The organism is Henriciella aquimarina (assembly GCF_002088975.1).
Lineage (GTDB): Bacteria > Pseudomonadota > Alphaproteobacteria > Caulobacterales > Hyphomonadaceae > Henriciella > Henriciella aquimarina.
In genome coordinates this window covers 26,445-46,078 of record NZ_NCST01000112.1, presented here as the reverse complement: position 1 = coordinate 46,078, position 19,634 = coordinate 26,445, and the positions used below count along the sequence as shown (strand labels likewise).

15 protein-coding genes are annotated in these 19,634 nt (G+C 61.9%); 6 read left to right on the top strand and 9 right to left on the bottom strand.

Features of this window, described 5'->3' with window-relative positions; translation table 11 throughout:
* Positions 1-13: 13 nt before the first annotated feature.
* Positions 14-2,341 (bottom strand): TonB-dependent receptor, encoded by a 2,328-nt coding sequence (locus B8784_RS16960; protein WP_084399079.1) that lies wholly within the window; start codon positions 2,339-2,341, stop codon positions 14-16.
* Between the two features lie 55 nt (positions 2,342-2,396).
* A complete protein-coding gene (gene betB, locus B8784_RS16955; protein ID WP_233356209.1) occupies positions 2,397-3,854 on the bottom strand; it encodes a betaine-aldehyde dehydrogenase in 1,458 nt (485 codons plus the stop codon).
* Positions 3,855-4,021: 167 nt separating this feature from the next.
* Here betB and B8784_RS16950 point away from each other — a divergent pair, with 167 nt between their 5' ends.
* Positions 4,022-4,933 (top strand): NAD(P)-dependent oxidoreductase, encoded by a 912-nt coding sequence (locus B8784_RS16950; RefSeq protein WP_084399077.1) that lies wholly within the window; start codon positions 4,022-4,024, stop codon positions 4,931-4,933.
* A gap of 10 nt (positions 4,934-4,943) precedes the next feature.
* On the opposite strand, the gene betI (B8784_RS16945) is transcribed toward B8784_RS16950, so the two are convergent.
* On the bottom strand, positions 4,944-5,522 hold the full coding sequence (betI, locus tag B8784_RS16945) for a transcriptional regulator BetI (protein WP_084399076.1): 579 nt from the start codon (positions 5,520-5,522) through the stop codon (positions 4,944-4,946).
* Positions 5,523-5,527: 5 nt separating this feature from the next.
* Positions 5,528-6,136 carry a transcriptional regulator BetI gene (betI, locus tag B8784_RS21685; protein ID WP_158085726.1) on the bottom strand — a complete coding sequence of 203 codons (609 nt, stop codon included), beginning with the start codon at positions 6,134-6,136 and terminating at the stop codon, positions 5,528-5,530.
* Positions 6,137-6,329: 193 nt separating this feature from the next.
* On the opposite strand from betI (B8784_RS21685), the gene B8784_RS16935 reads away from it, so the two are divergent.
* The 3 genes from B8784_RS16935 to B8784_RS16925 are packed head-to-tail and all read left to right on the top strand — an operon-like array spanning position 6,330 to position 9,993.
* Positions 6,330-7,163 carry a phytanoyl-CoA dioxygenase family protein gene (locus B8784_RS16935; RefSeq protein WP_084399075.1) on the top strand — a complete coding sequence of 278 codons (834 nt, stop codon included), beginning with the start codon at positions 6,330-6,332 and terminating at the stop codon, positions 7,161-7,163.
* 2 nt (positions 7,164-7,165) lie between these two features.
* Entirely contained in the window at positions 7,166-8,797 is a 1,632-nt protein-coding gene (gene betA / locus B8784_RS16930) for a choline dehydrogenase (RefSeq protein WP_084399074.1), read from the top strand.
* Positions 8,797-9,993, top strand: coding sequence for an MFS transporter (locus B8784_RS16925; RefSeq protein WP_084399073.1), 1,197 nt, complete (start codon positions 8,797-8,799; stop codon positions 9,991-9,993). The genes betA and B8784_RS16925 overlap by 1 nt, the downstream gene beginning before the upstream one ends.
* Positions 9,994-10,012: 19 nt before the next feature.
* On the opposite strand, the gene B8784_RS16920 is transcribed toward B8784_RS16925, so the two are convergent.
* From B8784_RS16920 to B8784_RS16905, 4 genes are all read right to left on the bottom strand, one after another.
* Positions 10,013-10,558, bottom strand: a complete 546-nt coding sequence (locus B8784_RS16920) for a VOC family protein (RefSeq protein ID WP_158085725.1) — start codon at positions 10,556-10,558, stop codon at positions 10,013-10,015.
* 90 nt (positions 10,559-10,648) lie between these two features.
* Positions 10,649-12,856 carry a PQQ-dependent dehydrogenase, methanol/ethanol family gene (locus tag B8784_RS16915; RefSeq protein ID WP_158085724.1) on the bottom strand — a complete coding sequence of 736 codons (2,208 nt, stop codon included), beginning with the start codon at positions 12,854-12,856 and terminating at the stop codon, positions 10,649-10,651.
* A gap of 116 nt (positions 12,857-12,972) precedes the next feature.
* Complete coding sequence (locus B8784_RS16910; protein WP_084399070.1) at positions 12,973-13,386, bottom strand: nuclear transport factor 2 family protein; 414 nt, start codon at positions 13,384-13,386, stop codon at positions 12,973-12,975.
* 168 nt (positions 13,387-13,554) lie between these two features.
* Positions 13,555-16,317, bottom strand: a complete 2,763-nt coding sequence (locus B8784_RS16905) for a TonB-dependent receptor domain-containing protein (protein ID WP_084399069.1) — start codon at positions 16,315-16,317, stop codon at positions 13,555-13,557.
* 347 nt (positions 16,318-16,664) lie between these two features.
* On the opposite strand from B8784_RS16905, the gene B8784_RS16900 reads away from it, so the two are divergent.
* Together B8784_RS16900 and B8784_RS16895 are read left to right on the top strand one after the other, a co-directional pair.
* On the top strand, positions 16,665-17,429 hold the full coding sequence (locus tag B8784_RS16900; protein WP_084399068.1) for an SDR family NAD(P)-dependent oxidoreductase: 765 nt from the start codon (positions 16,665-16,667) through the stop codon (positions 17,427-17,429).
* 56 nt (positions 17,430-17,485) lie between these two features.
* The gene (locus tag B8784_RS16895; RefSeq protein ID WP_084399067.1) at positions 17,486-18,250 is read left to right on the top strand and encodes an SDR family NAD(P)-dependent oxidoreductase; all 765 of its coding nucleotides are present in this window, start codon (positions 17,486-17,488) and stop codon (positions 18,248-18,250) included.
* 16 nt (positions 18,251-18,266) lie between these two features.
* On the opposite strand, the gene B8784_RS16890 is transcribed toward B8784_RS16895, so the two are convergent.
* Positions 18,267-19,532: a DUF445 domain-containing protein gene (locus B8784_RS16890; protein ID WP_143435601.1), complete on the bottom strand. Its 1,266-nt coding sequence runs from the start codon at positions 19,530-19,532 to the stop codon at positions 18,267-18,269.
* Positions 19,533-19,634 lie beyond the last annotated feature (102 nt).

Sequence of the window (19,634 nt, the reverse complement as noted above, 5' to 3'; positions counted from 1 at the left end):
GGGGCATGGCCGGTTAACCACTGCCGAACCTGTAGGTCAGGCTGATACCGTAGGTCCGCGGGTCACCATAGACGAGCTCGTCAAAGCCGAAATCCGAGACATCGAACGCATCGACCAGGTACTCTTCGTCGGCCAGATTCTTCACGAAAGCTGCGAGCTCCCAGCGACCGCCTTGCGGCCGCAGGGCGAGGCGGGCATTGGCGAGCCAGTAAGCGTCCTGGCCGAGACGTGCCGTGTTCTGGGTGTCGAAGTACTGGTCGCCGGTATAGGTCGCGTCCGCACTGGCCACGAGGCCGAGATCGCCCCAGATCGGCCCGGTCTCATAGCGCCCGCGCGCGACAAGGCTCCATTCGGGCGCGGCCACCATGGTGTTGCCCGAGAAGTCCTGGCCGATCGGCGTGACGAAATCGGTATACTCGGCATCGAGATACGTTCCGGCCAGTGACAGCTCGAGGCCGGAAGCCGGCACGGCCGTCAGGTCGAATTCAAGACCCTTGATTTCAGCCTCATCGGCGTTGAACAGGGTCTGTGTCGGGACAGCCCCCGGCGCGAGGCCGAAGACCTGCAGGTCGGTATAGTCGTAATAGAAGGCCGAGGCATTCGCCCGCAGCGTGCGGTCAAACCATTCCGACTTGATGCCGACCTCATACGCCATAAGCTTTTCCGGCTTCACGACAGAGGCTTCGATCGGATCAGAGGTCGCACCGGTATTGAAACCGCCGCTCTTGAAGCCGCGCGAAACCGAGCCAAAGAGCATCACATCGTCGCTGACATCATAGGAGAGCGCGGCCCGGAAGGTCGGCTCCTCGAAGGTCAGCTTGTCGGTCTCGAAGCTGGAAGTATCCAGCAGCCTGGCATAGACCGGCATGTCGCCGTCCAGCGGCACCGCATCGACCGGCCCGGCATAGGCGACGTGGTCAAGCTCACGATCTTCCCAGGTAAAGCGTGCGCCGAGCGTCGCCGTCAGCCGGTCAGTCAGCTCATAGTCCGACTGGGCAAAGACGGCGAACGTGTCGGTCTTCTGGGTATAAAAGCGGTCGGTGCGCAGGATGAAGTTCACCGCATCGAAATAAGGCGTTCCCGGCGTCGGGTTCGCGCCAGCCAGCAGCTCGAAGGAATCCTGCCCTGTCAGCTCGTCCTGCAGATAGAAGGCGCCCATGATCAGGCTCATCGGTCCTTCCCATTGCGAGGCCAGACGCACCTCCTGGCTGAACTGTTCGGAACCATCATTGATGTATTCCTCGACCAAGCGGTTGGGCGAGGCATCGACTTCCAGGATCGCTTCGCGGTCAGTATCGAGATAGCCTGTCACCGAGGTCAGCTCGAAACTGCCAAGATCCCATTCCACCTGCAGGTTCGCAGTGAAAGCCTCGACCTCTTCCGGCGTATCCTTGAGGTTTTCAGCGCCGGAATACGGGTCCGGATCATCGACATAGCCGAAAGCATCGCCACAGACCGCCGCCCCTCGCCCGCCGCAGACGCCGTCATAGTCGGCAAGCCCGTACTGGCCGTTCGAATAGTTAATCAGGCCCTGGCTTTCATAGGAGCGCGAGGTGGCGCTGCTCTTGCCGTATTCGATCTTGCCGAGGATTTTGAGGGCACTGGTCGGCTCGAACAGCATCTGCAGACGGGCCGCCTGGAAATCGACATCATTCTTTTCCGTGCTCGTCCCATCCGGGAAGGCAATATCGCGCGTGCCATCGCGCGTATTGGAGACACCGGAAACGCGGAAGGCGAGCTTGTCGCTCACCGGCAGGGTAACTGCGCCCTCGAGGTCGAGCTGATTGAACCGGCCATAGGTCGCGCTGACATAGCCGCCCGGCTCGAAACCGGGTTCCTTGGTGTAAACGCTCAGAACACCGCCGGTCGTGTTGCGTCCGTAAAGCGTGCCTTGCGGCCCCTTGAGGACTTCGACGCGGTCGAGATCGAACAACTGGAAGAGCTGGCCGGTGGTCGAGTTGTAGAACATGTCGTCGACCATGACGCCGATTGCGCCGCTATTGGCGGGATTGAAGTCATTGATCCCGACGCCGCGGATGAAAATGGTCGGGTTGGAGGCCGAGAAGGAGGATTTGATCTGGAGGCCGGGAACCTGCTGGGCGAGATCCTCGCTCGTGCGATAATCCCCCTCGCTCAGCATACGCTCATCGACGGTGGCCACAGTGACCGGCACATCCTGCTGCGAGGCTTCGCGGCGCTCGGCGGTGACCTGGACGGTTTGCAGGACGCGGTTGCGGCCATCTTCCTGGCCCGTCTCCTGCGCCAAGGCGGGCGCGGCCATCGACAGGACAAGGCTGGATGCCGCCCCCGCCATCAGGGGCAATCGATCTATGGTCTTCATACTGTCCTCCCGGATCCGCGTTGCGGTGTAAAAGTTTCTAGGGTGAGTGAAAGCATCAGAACGGAAGGTCTTCGGGCTTCATCTGCACGAAGACGCTCTTCTTCTGGGTGTATTCATCGAGGACGTCCCAGCCATTCTCACGGCCGATCCCGGACTGCTTGTAGCCGCCAAACGGGATCTGCATGGGCTGGGCCTGATAGGTGTTGATCCAGAACATGCCGGTCTGGACGTTTGCGGCGACGCGGTGGGCGCGCACCAGGTCCTTCGTCACCACGCCGCCCGCCAAGCCATAGTCTGACTGGTTGGCGCGGGCGACAACCTCCTCCTCGGTCTCGAATTTCAGAACGGTCATGACCGGCCCGAAAATCTCCTCGCGGACATGCTCCATCTCGTCGGTGCTGTCGGCGATGACGGTCGGGGCGTAGAAGGCGCCCTTCTCGTGGCCCGGCACCTCGACACGGTGTCCGCCGCAAAGGACTTTAGCACCGGCTTGTCGTGCCCGATCCACGAAGCCATTCACGACGCCAAGGTGATCTTCGGAGATGAGTGCCCCGATCTGGGTGTCCGGATCATCCGGGGCGCCGACTTTCAGCGTTTCTGTACGCTTCACGATCTCTTGCAGCACGGCGTCATAGATGTCGGCATGGACGAAGACCCGCGTGCCATTGGCGCAGATTTCGCCCTGGGTCAGGAAGTTCGCATACATGGCGAGACGTGCGCCATATTCGGGGTCGGCATCGTCAAAAATGATCAGCGGAGATTTGCCGCCAAGCTCAAGGGACACCTCCTTCAGGCGCGGTGAGGCTGCCTCCATGACCTTGCGCCCGGTCGGCGCGCTGCCCGTCAGCGAGACCTTGGCCACGCCGGGATGCGCGGCAAGGGCCGCCCCCGGATTGCGCTCGCCCTGGAGTACATTGAACACGCCGGGTGGCATGCCGGCCTCGCAATAGATCTCGGCAAGGGTGACGGCATTGATCGGGGTGAGCTCCGACGGCTTGAAGATCATCGCATTGCCTGCAGCGAGCGCTGGAGCGGACTTCCAGCAGGCGATCTGGAGCGGATAGTTCCAGGCCCCGAGGCCGGCGCAAACGCCCAGCGGCTCGCGGCGCGTATAGTAGAAGCCGTAGCCGAAATCCTGGTATTCACCCGCCAGGCTGCCGGCGAGATTGGCATAATGCTCGATCGCATCGGCGCCTGTCTGGACATCCACTACGCTGGCTTCGGCAATCGGCTTGCCGGTGTCTTGCACCTCGATGCGGGCGAGCTCGTCATTGGAAGCTCGCAGAAGGCTGGCCGCCCTGCGGAGGATACGGCCCCGCTCTTCGGCCGGCATGGCCGCCCATTCGCGCTGGGCCTTCGTGGCGGACTCGATGGCCGCTTCAATCTGGGCGGGGCTCGCTTCCCGGAACCGGCCGATCTCTCCGCCGGTCGCCGGATTACGGCAGATAAACTCCGTTTCGCCCTCTCCGCTCACGCGTTGGCCGTCGATGAACAAGTCTATGGCGTAGCTCACGTCGCGCTTCCTTTTTCCTTGCGGATTCCTGTTTGGTCGATTAGCTCTCCAAAAATAACTGCACGTACAATTACATTTTGTCAATTGCATGTGCCAGAGACATCCACGCGAAAGCCCGGCCTGGGCGTGAATGCACCAGCCGGCCAGCCAGTCAGGAGAGGGGAATCATGCGTATTGGATTTATCGGTCTCGGAAATATGGGCGCCAACATGGCCATGGTGCTGCTACGCTCGGGCCTCGAGCTGAAAGTGCACGACATCGACAAGCAGCGCGCCGCCCAGCACATCGAGAACGGTGCCAGCTGGGCTGGAACAGCGGCAGAGTGCGCCCGCGATGTCGACATACTGATCACCTCCCTGCCCAAGCCGGATGTCGTCGACCGCGTGATGCGCGGCAAGAATGGTGTTTTCGAAGGCCTGGGCGAAGGTACGATCTGGGTGGACACCACCACCAATGATGCCGGCCTCGTCATCGAACTGGCCGAACAAGCTGCAAAACTGGGCGTGAAAACGGTCGACTCGCCGGTCACCGGGGCCGTCGATGGCGCCCGGCGCGGTGAGCTCACCCTGTTTGCCGGCGGCGATGAGGATGTGCTCGACACTGTCGAGCCCATTCTTTCCCGCATGGGTCGCGTTATCCGCTGCGGCAAGCTCGGAACCGGGAATGCGGTGAAGCTTGTGACCAACTATCTCTGGTTCACCCATGCCGCCGTGATTGGCGAAGGACTGATGCTCGGCCGCCGGGCCGGTGTACCGCTGGACGTGCTGTGGGATGCGATCAAGGACAGCGTGGGCGACAGCTTCGTCGCGCACCATGATGCGCCCTCCATCTTTGCAGGCCATTACGACCCGTCCTTCACCCTCGACCTCTGCCTCAAGGATTTGCGCCTGTGCGCAGCGCTCGCCGAGCGGGGCAATGTGCCGATCCCGATCGGCTCCCGCGTACGCGAACGCTTTGCCGATGCCGCCAACGCCTATGGCGGCGAAGCCGGCGAGCTTCACGTCGCCAAGCTGATCGAGGATGCGGTCGGAGAAGACCTGCGCCTGGAGGGCGACTGGCCGCTGCACTGGGAAGTCTGAGGTTGGAGGCCTATCGCCCAAGTCTCGCCGTCAGGCAGCCTTGGGCGACCTCATTGGCGGCGTGAGCTGTCAGCTCGGAGCCCCGCTGGGCGTGGGCGATCCAGAGCCCGTCGACGATCAATGAGATTTCGTCGACAAAACCCGCAGCCTCTTCCGGCGGCATGATCCGGCGCGCGTAGCGGTTCAAACTGCGATGCAGAAGGCGGTCGCTCAACCGCTCGATCCGCGAGAAAGCCGAATGGGATTGCGCATGCGCCCAGAAGTGTAGCCAGACGGTGCAGAAGGCGGAATTGAAAAGGCCCGGCGCGAACTTGGATGAAACAACGGCCTTGAGCCGGTCAGTGTCATTGCGGGCTTTGGCCACTGCCGCGTGCTCTTCAGCCAGGACGAGCTTCAGCAAGTGGCGCATCGTCGCCTCGAAGAGGTCGCGCTTATTGTTGAAGTGACGATAGATCGTCCCGCCCGTCAGGCCGGCTTCTGCGGCGATCCGCTGGATGGTCGACTGCGCATAGCCATACTTGTTCACGCAGATGACCGTCGCCTCGATCAGGCTCTGCTTGCGCAACAGTTTCTTCTCTGCCCGCCCCATAGCTTTCAGCTCCCCTGCCCTGCGGCCGGGCCGAGCCGGCGTTCGAGATAGGCGAAGACGATGGCCCGCGCGGCTTCGGGGGTGACGGCCTCATTGTGCTGGGCCTTGCGGATCCAGAGCCCATCGACCATGGCGACCAGTTCCTGCACGATTTTCTCCGCATCCGGACGGTCCAGCAATTTGCTCAGGGCATCGAGGAGATTGCGGTGGAAGCGCTGGGCATTGATGCGCTCGAGCCGGGCGAGCTCTTCAGAACGGGCCGTCTCGGACCAGAACTGAAGCCAGACAAAGCAGTTGCGGTGGGTGTAGAGCGGCTCGGAGAGGTTGGCATGGATGATGGCATGCGCCCGCGCCAGCGGCGTGTCGGCCTTGCCAAGCTCATAGACGAGCGTGTCGCTGATATCGGACATGAGTTGACGCATAGCCGCGGCGAACAGCTCTTCCTTGGAACCGAAATGATAGTGGATATTGCCCGCCGAGAGGCCCGCCTCTTCGGCAATCCTCTGGGCTGTGGCCTCATGGAAGCCATGCTTGTAGATCGCCGAAATCGTCGCATCGACCAGATGTCTCTGGCTTTCATCGCGATGGCGTCGTTGGCGCGGCTGTGTCGACATGACCCCCGGTCGGTTGTTGTGGATGCACCCTGTCTCTCGCATAGGCCCGCCTACTCCCAAAGAAAAGTCTGTGCCTGCCAAACGCGACTTACCAGGCAGCGAAGCATAAATGTAATTGCTTGACCATTTACTTTTTTTCGCCCATTCTGGAAAAGTGTCATTCGATAAGCAAAGATCACCTGGAGGAATTCGAATGGGTGCGACCGTGAAGCGACTGTCAGGCGCGTCTTCTGGCGAGGACATCAGCAAAGCGCTGGAAGACGATGGCGTAGTCATCGTCGAGGACTTCCTGGCGCCGGATCTCGTAGCCGCGCTCAACGAAGAGCTGCAGCCCCATATCGAGGCCTGCAAACCGCGCGAGCTGAAGAGCATGTATGATGGCTTTCTCGGCGCTTACACGGTGCGCCTGCATGCCATCGCCGACAAGTCTGAAAGTTTTGTCGACGTGCTGGTCGACCCTCGCATCCTCTCGGTCATGGATCAGCAACTCAAACCCAACTGCACCGATTACCGCCTCAGCTCAGCCGAGTTGATCGAGATCCGTGGCGGGGAAGCTGCCCAGCCGATACACCGCGACGATGATTCCTGGCCCCGCGCCGCCCAATCGGCAGCGCCACTGGCCATCAATGTGATGATCGCGCTCAGCGACTACACAGCCGAGAACGGGGCGACCGTGGTTGTGCCCGGGAGCCATAAATGGGCCCGTGACCGTGAGCCCACGCCAGAAGAGACCACACAAGCCGTAATGTCACCCGGCTCTGCCGCCATCTTCACTGGCCAGACGATCCATGGTGGCGGCCGGAATGTCAGCGGCGTGCCGCGGCGCGGCCTGTCGGTGTCGTACTGTCATGGCTGGCTCGTTCCCGTAGAGAACAGCTGGCTTGGCGTTCCGCTGGAGAAAGTCCGCAAGCTGCCCAAGCGTGCCCAGAGCCTGCTCGGTTACGACATTTATGACGGGACGAGCCGGGGCGGAGGCCAGATCAACATGTACGAAGTCGGAAGCCCGCGCGCGCTTCTGGGCGGATAGTCATGGCCAGATCGATTGAAATCGGCACAGCCGACTACGTTGTGGTTGGAGCTGGATCGGCAGGCTGTGTCCTGGCAAACCGCCTGTCGGAATCCGGGACGCATGAGGTTGCCCTGCTCGAATATGGCGGCTCTGATATCGGTCCCTTCATCCAGATGCCGGCCGCCCTCTCCTATCCGATGAACATGAAACGCTATGACTGGGGCTATCGTAGCGAGCCCGAGCCGCACCTTGGCGGCCGGGAACTGGCGGCCCCGCGTGGCAAGGTTCTGGGCGGCTCCTCCTCGATCAACGGTCTTGTTTATATCCGCGGCAATGCGAAGGACTTCGATGGCTGGGCCGAAAAGGGCGCAGAGGGCTGGAGCGGGCGGCATGTGAAGCCCTATTTTCGCCGACTGGAAAATGTCGAGGGGGCCGATCCCGCCATTCGCGGTACGGACGGACCGATGCACGTCACGGTACCGAAGCAGCAGCATCCGCTGGACCAGGCCTTTATGGCGGCCGCCCAGGAAGCTGGTTTCCAAAGGACGCAAGACTGCAACGGTCTCCACCAGGACGGCTTCGGCCCGATGGACCAGACCATCTGGAAAGGCCGGCGCTGGTCGGCGGCAAATGCCTATCTGAAACCCGCCCTCGGCCGGGACAACCTCACGCTCTATCGTGGGCTGGCCTGCCGCATCCTGTGGAAGGGCGACAAGGCGACCGGCGTGGAGCTGCTGCACAAGGGCAAGCGGCGTCTGTTGCTTGCCCGCAAGGAAGTCATCCTCAGCGCCTCGGTCTTCAACTCGGCAAAACTACTCATGCTCTCCGGGGTGGGCGCGCCTGAGGAGCTGACGCCATTCGGCATCGACACGGTCAGCGAGCGACGGGGCGTTGGAAAGAACCTGCAGGACCATCTGGAAATCTATCTCCAGATGCGCTGCACCGAACCGATCACGCTGCGCCGCTATATGAATCCCTTCAGCAAGGGGCTCGCCGGGCTGCAATGGCTACTGACACAGACCGGGATCGGCGCGAGCAATCACTTCGAAACTGCCGGCTTTGTCCGGCTGGACGAGGCGGCGGAGTACCCGGACGCGCAGTATCATTTCCTGCCCGCGGCGATCCGTTATGATGGCAGTCAGCCGGTGCGCGCGCACGGTTTCCAGGCGCATATCGGGCCGGGACGCACCACAGCACGCGGGCATGTGCGGCTGAGATCGGCAGACCCGCTTGCGGCCCCATCCATCCAGTTCAACTACATGTCGAGCGAAGCAGACTGGAAAGCTTTCCGCGCCTGTGTGCGCCTGACGCGCGAGATCTTTTCCCAGCCCGCCCTGAAAGCCTATGGCGGCGGTGAGATCGCGCCTGGCGCTGACTGCATGAGCGATGACGATGTCGACGCCTTCGTGGCGCAAGAAGTCGAAAGCGCCTATCATCCCTGCGGCACTTGCCGGATGGGCAGCCCGGATGACCCGGAGGCTGTTGTCGATCCGGAATGCCGAGTCATCGGCGTGGAGGGCTTGCGTGTGGTGGATTCCTCGGTCTTCCCGAACATCACCAATGGCAACATCAACGCGCCGACACTGATGCTGGCGGAGAAGGCAGCCGACCACATCCTGGGCAAGACACCGCTTCCCGCGGATCCGGCCTGATGGCTTTGCCTCAAGAGACAGCGCGCGCCACGGGGCCCGGTCGCGGCGAGGTATTGGCCGCGATCGTGATGGGCGGGCTCGGCGTCACCCAGGTCGTCGCCATGCCCTTGCTGGCAACGCTCATTGCCGGGGCCTTCGAGGTCGAGGGGGCCGGCTCGGGTCTTGTCGGCCTCGCAAACCTTCTGGGCACAGCGCTTGGCTCGCTGGTGGTAACAGTGTGGCTCAAACGTCTACCTTTTCGGCTGACGGCCATTCTCTCCGCGCTTCTCGCCTGCACGGCCCAACTGGGGGTGGCTTTCATGCCCGGGTTCAATGGCGCGGTCCTCATGGAAGCCCTCTCCGGTGTTGGCGCAGGTGTACTGCTTGCGCTCTCGGCGGCCATCGTCGGCGCTTCGGCCAATCCGGACCGGGGCTTTGCCTTTATCCTGACCTTGCAGGCGATCGTGGCGGTCATGGTCCTGCTCGCCATACCCGCGCTTGGCTGGGGCGCCTCTTTCCTGCCCGTCGCGGCTTTCCTGGCCGGACTTCAGGCCCTGTTGATCCCTGTCAGCTTCGCCTTGGGCCGAAATCCGATGCCTGCTACACCTCCGGGCGTGGCCGAGGCAGAGGCTTCAGCCTTTCACCCGGCGGTGCTGCTGAAAGCGGCCGCCTATTTCATCTTTTCCGCCGCTGTCGGTGTGCTGTGGGTGTTCTCTGGTGTACTCGGCTCGATGGCCGGGCTGGCGGACGGGCTGATCGGCCAGGCCCTGGCGGTTGGCAATATCGCTGCGATCGCAGGTTCGCTGCTGGCTGCCATCATCACCTCACGCTTCGGGCGGATCGGGCCAGTGCTGGCCGTCTGCCTGACCCTGGCGCTCAGCGTGATGCTGCTCACCGCCCATATGGGGCTTGTCCGTTTCTACGCTGCCAGCAGTCTTTTCCTGTTTGCGTGGGGCGGTGGACTCCCCCTGCTGATGGGCATCGTGGCCGAGGTCGATCCGACCGAACGGATCACCTCGCTCCTGCCAGTCCTGGCCTTTGCCGGGATGGGTGTTGGTCCTGCCCTCGTCAGCCTGGTACCGGCGGCGCATGGGCTCTTCCAGCAAGTCTCGTTGACCACGATGGGCCTGACCGGTCTGGCCTTTGCCCTTTTCGCGGTCGCGCATATCCGCTGGCGCGTGCCCGTCCCGGGCCAGACCTTCGAGGGCGGGATGTAGACAAGGTCTCACGCGGCCTTCAGAACAGATTTCTGATCGGCTCCATGCCATCCCAGTCTGCGGAAGCCTTGCGTGACATCCCCCGCATCTCTTTGGTGCCTTCGGAGAGGGGAATAATCTCGATCATGGACGGCTTGTCGAAGCCTGCCGACAGGAACGCGATCCGGCCATCGAGCGGCGAGCCGCACCGGAAGACGGTCTCATAGCCCTTGGCCTGATACTTTCGGATATCGCCCTCGACATCCTCACTGCCGACGCCGAGGTGGTGCAGCCCGTATCCGCGATGATCCACCCATTCGCGAAAGGCAGACGGGTGATCATCCTTCATCTCGACGAGTTCAATTTGCATGTCGCCGACGAAGGTCGTGGCCAGGGCATAGGCAGCTTCCGTCGGCTGCCCGCGATAATCCGGCTCATCCCCCGTGATGCCATCGACCAGAAACCACGGACCAGCCCCCAGATCTTTCACCCAGGTGTCGATGGCCTCGCGAATATCGGGAACGACAAAAGCCATTTGGATGATCGGCGTATTCACGGCCGATACTGCCGCATCCCTTGTGTTCATTGTCATTTTCCAACACCCTTTCTTCCATGGATTGACCGGGCACTTCCCAGCCCTCTGACCGGAGCGCCCAATTTGCCTCCATGCCGTTCGTTACCGCGGCGCGATGGCCATTCCGGTCACGTTCTTTGCCTCATCGAGCTCCGGGTCATGCGCCTGGGCGCGGACATATTGCCGGATCGCCTCAATGTCCTCGTCGCTTAGGAAGCCAAAGCGCGGCATGCCGGCTGACAAGAGCGCGCCGTCCTGCACGACCGCCTCGAACATGTCGGCATCGAGCTGCATCGGCGAATAGCGCAGGTCCGGGGCACGACCACCGGCAACGGCCTTGTAGCCATGGCAGGTCGCGCACATGCCGCCATAGAGTTCGCGACCGGCTTCCTCGAGTTCGGGCATCGGCTCATAGTCCGGGTCTTCCGGCTTCTGCAGGTCGACCACGGTGCGCGGCGGCAGGGTGGCCTCACCATCGAGCGCGAAGGTCAGGACTCGCCGGTCGATGCTGCGATAGTCCAGGCCGAGATCGTGCACCATCCGCCCCCAGGCCGAGGGCACCCCGCTCGTGCCTGTCAGGATGGTGACATATTGCCTGCCGTCGACGGCATAGGTCACCGGCGCGATCACGCCCGGCGCCTTCATGTCATACGACCAGACTTCCTCGCCAGTGGCCGCATCATAGGCGCTGAAATAGCCGTCCACCGCGCCCTGGAAGACCAGGCCACCGCCTGTCGCCATGACACCGGCCGGCACCATGCGGTCGGCCTGGACGCGCCAGACGCGCTCCTGTTTGACCGGGTCCCAGGCAAGCAGGGCGGCGGTCGCCTCTTCGGGCCGGTCAGAGTTCTCGACATCACCCGTGGCATCGAGCCCCGTGGTGATCTCACCGTGCTCCGGATCCCAGGTCGTTTCGTCGGTATTGTCGGTAAAGGTCCCGCCCAGATCGACCACCGGGATGTAGGCCAGTTTCGTCTGTGGGCTGTAGGCCTGCGCCTGCCAGTTATGGCCCCCGAAGACAGTCGGCCAGCCATCGAACGTCGTACCCGGCTCGTAGCGGGCGCCAGGTGCTTCGACCGGGCGGCCATTCTCGTCATAATGCGTCGCCCAGGTGACCTTCACGAAGGGCTCGGCAGAGATGAATTCGCCGGTGATCCGGTCGATGACGAAGAAGAAACCATTCTTCGGGGCCGTCACCAGAACCTTGCGCAGCTCGCCATCGATTTCGAGATCGGCCAGCGCCATATCGTGGGTCATGGTGAAATCCCAGGTATCGGCGGGCGTGCCCTGATAGTGCCACTTGTACTCGCCGGACTTCAGGTCCAGCGCGACAACCGACGACAGGAAGAGGTTGTCGCCCTCCCCTTCACTGCGCAGGCGATGGTTGAACGGAAAGCCATTACCGGTCCCGACGAAGACGGTCCCGGTCTCGGGATCGTAGGTGTAGGCATTCCACGGCGCGCCATTGCCGCCAAACTTCCACCATTCACCGGACCAGGTTTCCGCCGCCATTTCCAGCTCCGGGCGCTCGAAGCCGTCTTCCGGATTGCCCGGCACGACCCAGAAGCGCCAGAGCTGTTCGCCCGTCTCGGCGTCGAGGGCGGTAAAGTGACCGCGTGTCGGGCCTGTATCGCCGGAATTGCCGATGACGACCACGCCATCGAAGACGCGGGGCGCGGCCGTGAAATAACTCTGATCATCAGGGGCGATGATTTGCTTTTCCCAGACCGGCTCGCCGGTTTCAGTGTCGAGGGCAATCATGCGCCCGGCATTGGTGATGGTGTAGACCTTGCCATTCCACCAGGCGATGCCGCGGCTGCCCCAGGCAATCAGCATCCGGCCGGCATCGTCGACATGTTGGGGAACCTCCGGGTCATAGGTCCAGAGAAGCTCGCCTGTGACCGCATCGACCGCGTGAACCACGCTGTAGCGGGCGGCGAAGTAGATCACGCCATCGACGACGATGGGCTGTGTGGTCGTATTGCCGACCGGCAGGTCGAGCGACCAGGCCAGGCCCAGCCGGTCCACCGTCTCAGCGTTGACCTGATCCAGCGGACTGAAATGCTGTTCGCCATAGGTGCGGCCATAGGAGGGCCAGTCATCGGGGTTCGTCCCGTCTACCATGGAGACCTCGGCCCCGGAAGCCGCCTTTGGGAGAGCCGTCTTTGTTTCGTCCGCCGCCTCGTCCTGAACGGCTGTTTCCTGCGCGTCCGCCTCTGGCGCTTGCGCCTTCGTGCTCACATCACAGGCCGAGATCCCCAGACAGGCCAGGACCGCGACCGACCAATACAGTGCGCCAAACTTCATCATACTCCTCCCGAACAGTGTCCTGTCCCTGGTTTTGATTTTCATGCTTTCAGGAGCCGCCGCTCTCGCGCCCCAGCCTTGTATTCCGGCCGGAAAAGCTGCGATGCGCCTCCCCTTCGTTAGCCGAGCTTTGCGAGTTCTTCCTCTGTGAAGACTTCGTTGAAGTGAGCCGTATTGAAGTATTCCTTGATGTACTTGATCTGGCCGTTCTCCACGAAGAACAGGAAGTGGTAGACATTCGAATAGACCTTGCCGCTCTTGAGCTTCAGCTCGCTTTTCGCGGTGACCGAGACGCGGTCCTCTTCGGCGGTGACGTATTCGACTTCATTGTCGAACGGCCCGTCGGACGCGCTCGACACCGCTTCGAATGCCCCGATCATTTCCGCCTTGTCTGCCACCCCGGAAAAGGGCGTGCCCGGAATCATCCAGCGCTTGGCGTCGTCGGCGATGAGCTGCTTCAGCTTCTCGACATCTCCGGCCTTGGACGCTGCGAAATAGTCGAGGACGACCTTCTTGTTTTCCTCAATGGACATAGCTGTTTCCTTCTTGAATGACGTTTGGATTCCCTGTGCGCGCGTGAAATGGCTGCGCGCCTCCACCGGACAGCGGCGAGAAGAGGCTTGTCCGGATGCAGCCGGCCCCGTGCCGCCCGAGACGGGAGGGAAAGTATCTTGAACGACACGGGGTACCGGTGATCGGCCTCACTGGTTGAAGAACTCGTGTGGCCTGATCGTCAGCCGCACCATCAGCTGGAACGGAGCGTTGGTGAAGCCGGCCAGGTCTGCAGGGACCGTCGGCCCATTGGTGCCCGTCCCGGCATTGACGCCCGGTCCCGGCGAGAACGGCACTTCGACGCCTTGCTGAATGCGCAATTCGTCCGTCAGGTTCTTGCCGATGAGCGCCAGCTCCCAGCCGCCCCGGTCGTTGAAGAGGCGCACCTGCGCGTCGAATGTCGTGTAGGCATCCTGCAGCGAATTGACCGGCTGGGTGTCCACTGTGTGGTATTTGCTGCTGTAGTTGGCCGCCACATTCAGGCCGAGATAGGTGCCATTCGACGTGACCGGAAAGTCGTAGGTCGCCGACAGACTGCCCGTCCAGTCCGGCGCCTTGACGAGAGGCTTGCCGTCAAAGTCCTGATTGACCGCAACCTCTCCCGGCTCGACCGGATTGCCGAAAATGTCGAGATTACATCCCGCAGCAATCGACTGCCCCGCATAGCAAGTCCCGATATAGTCGGAGAAGCGGGCATTACTGTAGTTAAGCGCGCCGGAAAGGCGGAAGCCCTCAATCGACGGGGGCTGGTAATTGGCGTTGAACTGGATCCCCCGCACATCCGCAGTCGCGGCGTTCCGTGTGAGCTGCGTCACGGCCACCGGGTCGAGCACGCCGACCTGAAGGTCCCTGTACTCATAGGTATACCCGGTCAGGTCGGCGCGCAGTGCGCCGTTCAGCAACACGCTCTTCACGCCCCCCTCAAACCCTTCGACGGTTTCGTCGTCATAGGAGATGTCGTCATCGGCATAGGGCGGAAGGTTCAGCGTGTCGGCGTTGAAACCGCCCGACTTCGTGCCCTTCCTGTAGGAAACGAACAGGTTGGTCCTGTCCGCGACATTCCAGGTCAGGCTGACTTCGGGCGAGAAGTTTTTCGAGTGCACCGTCGTGACGGGAAGGTCCGTCGCGAAACCGCCCAGCGCCTTGCTGTAGAGGTCCAGATCCTTCTTTTCATCGGTATACCGGCCCCCGGCAGCCAGGACGAAGTCACCGAATTCGAAGGTTACTTCGCCGAAACCGCCCCAGGTGCGTGAGTCGATATAATAGATCGAGTTTGGTGCCACATCCTGCAGGATCGTGATCAGCCCGTCGGAAGAGAAATCCCCCGTTTGATAATAGGCCCCGATCATCCAGTTTATGGGCGAGTTGAAATCCGATGTGAGGCGCAGCTCCTGGGTAAAGTCATCACGCTTGACCTGGTTCACACTGCCAAGGGCCGGATAAGGCGACCAGGTCGCGTTTGCCGCGTCCAGCATGTCCACCTTGTAGTAGCCCGTGGTCGAATTCAGCGTGAGGTTGTCGGTCAGACGGTATTCGGCATCCGCAGAGAGAAGATACTGATAGATTTCCTGGTATGGCTGACCATCGCGATAGGTTGGGTCGCCGCCGACTTCAGCGGTCGGATTCTGGCCGAGCGGCGCCAAAGTCTCGTCCACATCACACTCCCCGACCCCGGGTATATTGCCCGGGATCCCCGGAGCCGGCACACCGGCTGGGCAGAAGTAAAGCTGGGTATTGGCATTACTCGCCGAGCCTTCCTGGTCGAAATAGGTCCCCTTGAGCCGCAGGCTGAACCGGTCGGTCGGCTCATAAAGCAGCGTACCGCGAATACCGAGATCGGTTGTATTCGGACCACGGGAGTAACGGGGCGGATCCAGCGGGCCGTAGAGTGCCACCAGGTCGGCCGGCGGCTGGACATTGGTGGAAGCGAGGGGGTTGTCGAAATACCCTTCCTGCTCCGAGCGGTAGAGGGCCACGCGGCCACTAAGAGAGTCTGTGATCGGGCCGGAAATCACTGCTTCGGTCAGGATCTCGTCGGCTTCGAACTCATAGCCTGCGCGTAGCATCGTGTAGAGTTCGTCGGTCGGGTCGGCCGAGACGACTGAAACGATACCGGCCGTCGTGTTCTTGCCGAAATAGAGCGCTTGCGGCCCCTGCAGAACCTCGACACGCGCCATATCGAACTGGGCAAACCGCGCCGCCGTCCCATTGGCGACAGTCACGCCGTCAAGATTGAGCGCAACAGCCTGATCGGTCGCCGCATTGAGCGATGATGCCCCGACGCCGCGAAGGTTCATCGTCCCGCCCAGACTGCCAAAGCTTTCCGAGATAAGAAGCGACGGCGTAACGGCGGCGAGATCCGTCAGGCTCTGGACGCCTCGCGCTTCCAGTTCGGCGCTGGGCATGGCCTGAATGGCGATCGGCACATCGAGATCGCTCTCGCCTTTCTTCCGGGCGGTCACGATGACTTCGCCCAGCCTGGCTTCTGCCTCGTCCTCTTCGGCTGCATTCTCGGTATCAGGCTCGGCAGCCTCCGTCCCCTGAGCCGGCGCGTTCGATTCGCCCTGTGCGACGGCGGCAGAGCCTTCCTCGGCCACACGCTGTACGATAACCGCCCCCGAACTATCCTGGCGATAGGTCAGGCCGGTATCGGCCAGCATGAGGCGAAGCGCTTCCTCCGGCTTCATCTCACCACGGACAACCGAAGAGCGTTTGCCCTCGGTCAGATCGCGGGAGGCCGCGACCGTGATACCGGTCTGTTCGTTGAAATCGAGCAGAGCCTTGGACAGTAGCTGGCTCTCAATATTGAACTGTGTCGTTTCCTGTCCCCAGGCGCTGGCCGGGACAGTTGCGATCGCGACCAGTGAAACCGCGCTCGCCAAACTGTATTTGCAGAACTTTCTATACGCCATGTAGGCCTCCCCATGTCTTTTGTGTCGTTATTTATTTTTTCGATACCGGAAGCTGTCAGGCGCTCCGCCATTTCCGGTCTCCTAGGTACGACGTAGGGGAAAGCTGGGCATTCCAGAAAAAGTTATGGGGCGGTCAATTTTTTGATCATCGGGCCCTCCTCGGCCGTCTTCATGCGGCAATGAAGACCGGGGTGAACCTCTCGCCAGAGACCCGCGCTTGAGGACTTTTTTGGAATAGCCGCCCTGTTTCCGCGTCGTAACTGAGAAAGCGGACATGACGGGTGCGCCCGCCAGCGCCGCTCTCGGGAAATCAATCAAGAACACAAAAGACATGGGAAGGAGACCACATGGCGGGACAACTCGAAGGCAAAGTTGCGATCATTACCGGCACCGGCAGCGGCATGGGCCGGGCGGCAGCAGAACTCTTCGCGCGCGAGGGTGCGAAGGTGGTCGGGTGCGAAATTAACAAGGCGCGCGGCGAAGAAGTTGCCGCGGCGGTGACGGCGAATGGTGGCGAGATGATCTCGCTTCAACCGGTTGACCTGTCGAAGGCCGAAGGCGCCAGCCAGCTCACGACGTTTGCGCTCGACAATTACGGCCGGGTCGACATCCTCTACAACAATGCGGCCATGGCCTATTTCGATTTCTTCCCCGACATGACCTATGAGACCTTCTCGAAAACCATGCGCGAAGAAGTCGATATTGTCTTTCACCTGACGCGGGAGGTCTGGCCGCACATGGTCAAACAGGGCGGCGGCTCGATCATCAACAAGGGCTCGATTGCCGCCAGGATCGGCGCCCGGGCCCAAGGCGCGCTCGCACACACCGCAGCGAAAGGCGCCGTTGTCGCGATGACCCGCCAGCTCGCCGCGGAAGGCTCGCCTCACAAAATCCGGGTCAATTCTATCTCGCCGGGCTTCATCCGCTCAGCCCAGACCGAGCCCTTCATCAAGGACCCGGCGGTCATGGAATCGCTCAGCCAAAGCTTTCTTGTGCAGCGCCCCGGCGAGCCGGAAGAAGTCGCCGCCTGCGCGCTTTATCTCGCCTCCGACCAGAGCGGCTATGTCACCGGCGCCGATTTCCTCGTTGATGGCGGATACACCGCTGTCTGAGCACCGAAGCGCATTTGCGATGTCAGAGGTTGGGAGTATCGGAAGAGGAGAGGCGAATGGGACGTCTGGAAAACAAAACTGTCTTCATTACGGGCACGGCCGGCGGTCAGGGCCGCGCCGCAGCGGAAGTGTTCGCGCGTGAAGGTGCGCACATAATCGGGTGCGACATCAAGGAAAGCGAGGCCAATGAAACCGTCGACCTCGTGCGCACGGCTGGCGGCAAGATGGACTCCTTCCTGGTCGACCTGACGGACCCGGCCGCAGCCGCGCAATGGATCCAGAACGGGCTCGACCGGACGGGCCGGATCGATGTCCTCTACAACAATGCCGGCAATCCCAGGATGAGCTTCATGGGAGAGATGACCCAGGATGAGTGGAGCCACACGATCCGGGCTGAACTCGACATTATCTTCCATACGGTGAGCCCGGCCTGGCGGCATTTTCTGGATCAAGGCGGCGGGGCGATCATCAATACAGCCTCTGTCACCGCTCATCGCGGCTATGGCGCGATCGGCCAGGCCGCCCATGCCGCCGCCAAGGGCGGCATCCTCGCCATGACCAAGCAGCTGGCCGCCGAGGGGGCCTCTCTCGGCATCCGTGCGAATACGATTTCGCCCGGCACGATCATCACCCCCGCCATGGGCGCAGTCTCACCGGAACAGCTGGCCGACATGAACCGCATCCAGCCGGTCGGGCGCGCGGGAAAGCCCGAAGACATTGCCTATATCGCGCTCTATCTGGCTTCGGATGAAGCCGCCTGGGTCACCGGGTCTGACTTTGTGATCGATGGCGGCATCAGTTCCATCATCCGGAACCTTTGATCCGAGAGCGGCGGTCTCAGTGCGCGAACAGGATGGTGAGCTGGTGGATGGAAAGGCCGATAAGTCCGCCGATCAGCGTGCCATTGATGCGAATATATTGAAGGTCCGGCCCGACACTCTGCTCCAGCTTGGTCACCACTGTTTTGGTGTCCCAGCTATGGATGGTTTCAGAGATCAGGTGGCCGATGTCCTGGCCATGCCGGTCGGCGAGATCGACAAGCAGGGCCCGCAGCCTCCGGTCCAGCGCCTCCTGCGTTTCCGTCTCGGCATTGAGGGCGGCCCCGAAACGCTCGATGGCGCGCGACAAATCCTGCCGGACGGCCGCATTCCTGTCGCTCGCCGTTGTCTGGACCGTCTGCTTCAGCGTGCCCCAAAGGCTCCTGAAGAAGGCCAGGACGGACGGGTGCTCAAGCACGTCAACGATGCCGGACTGGATCTGGGCGCGCAGTTCGGGAGACGTCCCGATATCGTCCGCAAACTTCTGGATGGCGTCGGTAATCCGCTGACGCCCGGGATGTTCGGGATCGCGCGCCATCGCTTCAAGCACATCCTCAACCGAGCCGATCATGGCATTCGCAGCCTGCTTGTCCAGCGAAACGAGACGCCAGGCCCAGAAGGTTCGTGAGCGGACCTGTTGGCGAATCGTGGCCTCGTTTTCCTCAAGGGCCCGCCAGGCCTCCGCCAGGAAGGCATCGAGAATGATCTGATGGTGGCCGTGTTCGGTCACCAGGGTCAGCAGATTTCCGACCAGTTCGCCAAGATCGGCATCGCGCGAATAGGCCTCGGCCTGCTTGCGCATGAAACCGCTGACGGCTTCATCATCCATCAGGTCGATCAGGGCCGGGATGGCATCGACAATGCCGTCAGCGACCCGGCGCGCCGTCTCAGGTTCCGCCGCATGCTCTGCCACCGCACGGCTCAGCTTCTGGTCCTCCACCCGTTCGCGGACAATCTCTGGCGAGAGGAAGTTCACCGCAACAAAGTCACCCAGCGCATCGGCAATCCGGTCCTTGTTGCGCTGGATAACCGCCGTATGTGGAATGGGCAGCCCGAAGGGCCGGCGAAAAATGGCGGTGACGGCAAACCAGTCTGCCAGCCCGCCCACCATGGCCGCCTCGGAAAAGGCCCGTAGATAGCCCCACCAGGCTCCATCGCCCTGCATGGCAATCGACAGGATGTAGAGCCCGCTCATGAGGAAGAGGAGCCCCAGTGCGAAAGCGCGCATCATGGGCAATGACGGGCCTGCCGTCTTTTGCGTCATCTTGTTTGCGTCCTGGCTCATCTTTGCACGCTCCTCGCCATTGGTGCTTCCCACTGGCGCAAATGTCTCTGCGAAATTCAAGAGACTTGATCCCGCACAAGGCACTGGAAGCCGAAGGCCTCT

Coding starts and splice junctions, on each gene's coding strand:
- betI (WP_084399076.1), bottom strand. CDS start 5,522: ATGGGGCGGGCAGAGAAGAAACTGTTGCGCAAGCAGAGCCTGATCGAG.
- B8784_RS16895 (WP_084399067.1), top strand. CDS start 17,486: ATGGGACGTCTGGAAAACAAAACTGTCTTCATTACGGGCACGGCCGGC.
- B8784_RS16925 (WP_084399073.1), top strand. CDS start 8,797: ATGGCTTTGCCTCAAGAGACAGCGCGCGCCACGGGGCCCGGTCGCGGC.
- B8784_RS16920 (WP_158085725.1), bottom strand. CDS start 10,558: ATGAACACAAGGGATGCGGCAGTATCGGCCGTGAATACGCCGATCATC.
- betI (WP_158085726.1), bottom strand. CDS start 6,136: ATGTCGACACAGCCGCGCCAACGACGCCATCGCGATGAAAGCCAGAGA.
- B8784_RS16910 (WP_084399070.1), bottom strand. CDS start 13,386: ATGTCCATTGAGGAAAACAAGAAGGTCGTCCTCGACTATTTCGCAGCG.
- B8784_RS16950 (WP_084399077.1), top strand. CDS start 4,022: ATGCGTATTGGATTTATCGGTCTCGGAAATATGGGCGCCAACATGGCC.
- B8784_RS16900 (WP_084399068.1), top strand. CDS start 16,665: ATGGCGGGACAACTCGAAGGCAAAGTTGCGATCATTACCGGCACCGGC.
- betA (WP_084399074.1), top strand. CDS start 7,166: ATGGCCAGATCGATTGAAATCGGCACAGCCGACTACGTTGTGGTTGGA.
- B8784_RS16935 (WP_084399075.1), top strand. CDS start 6,330: ATGGGTGCGACCGTGAAGCGACTGTCAGGCGCGTCTTCTGGCGAGGAC.
- B8784_RS16915 (WP_158085724.1), bottom strand. CDS start 12,856: ATGATGAAGTTTGGCGCACTGTATTGGTCGGTCGCGGTCCTGGCCTGT.
- B8784_RS16890 (WP_143435601.1), bottom strand. CDS start 19,532: ATGAGCCAGGACGCAAACAAGATGACGCAAAAGACGGCAGGCCCGTCA.
- B8784_RS16905 (WP_084399069.1), bottom strand. CDS start 16,317: ATGGCGTATAGAAAGTTCTGCAAATACAGTTTGGCGAGCGCGGTTTCA.
- B8784_RS16960 (WP_084399079.1), bottom strand. CDS start 2,341: ATGAAGACCATAGATCGATTGCCCCTGATGGCGGGGGCGGCATCCAGC.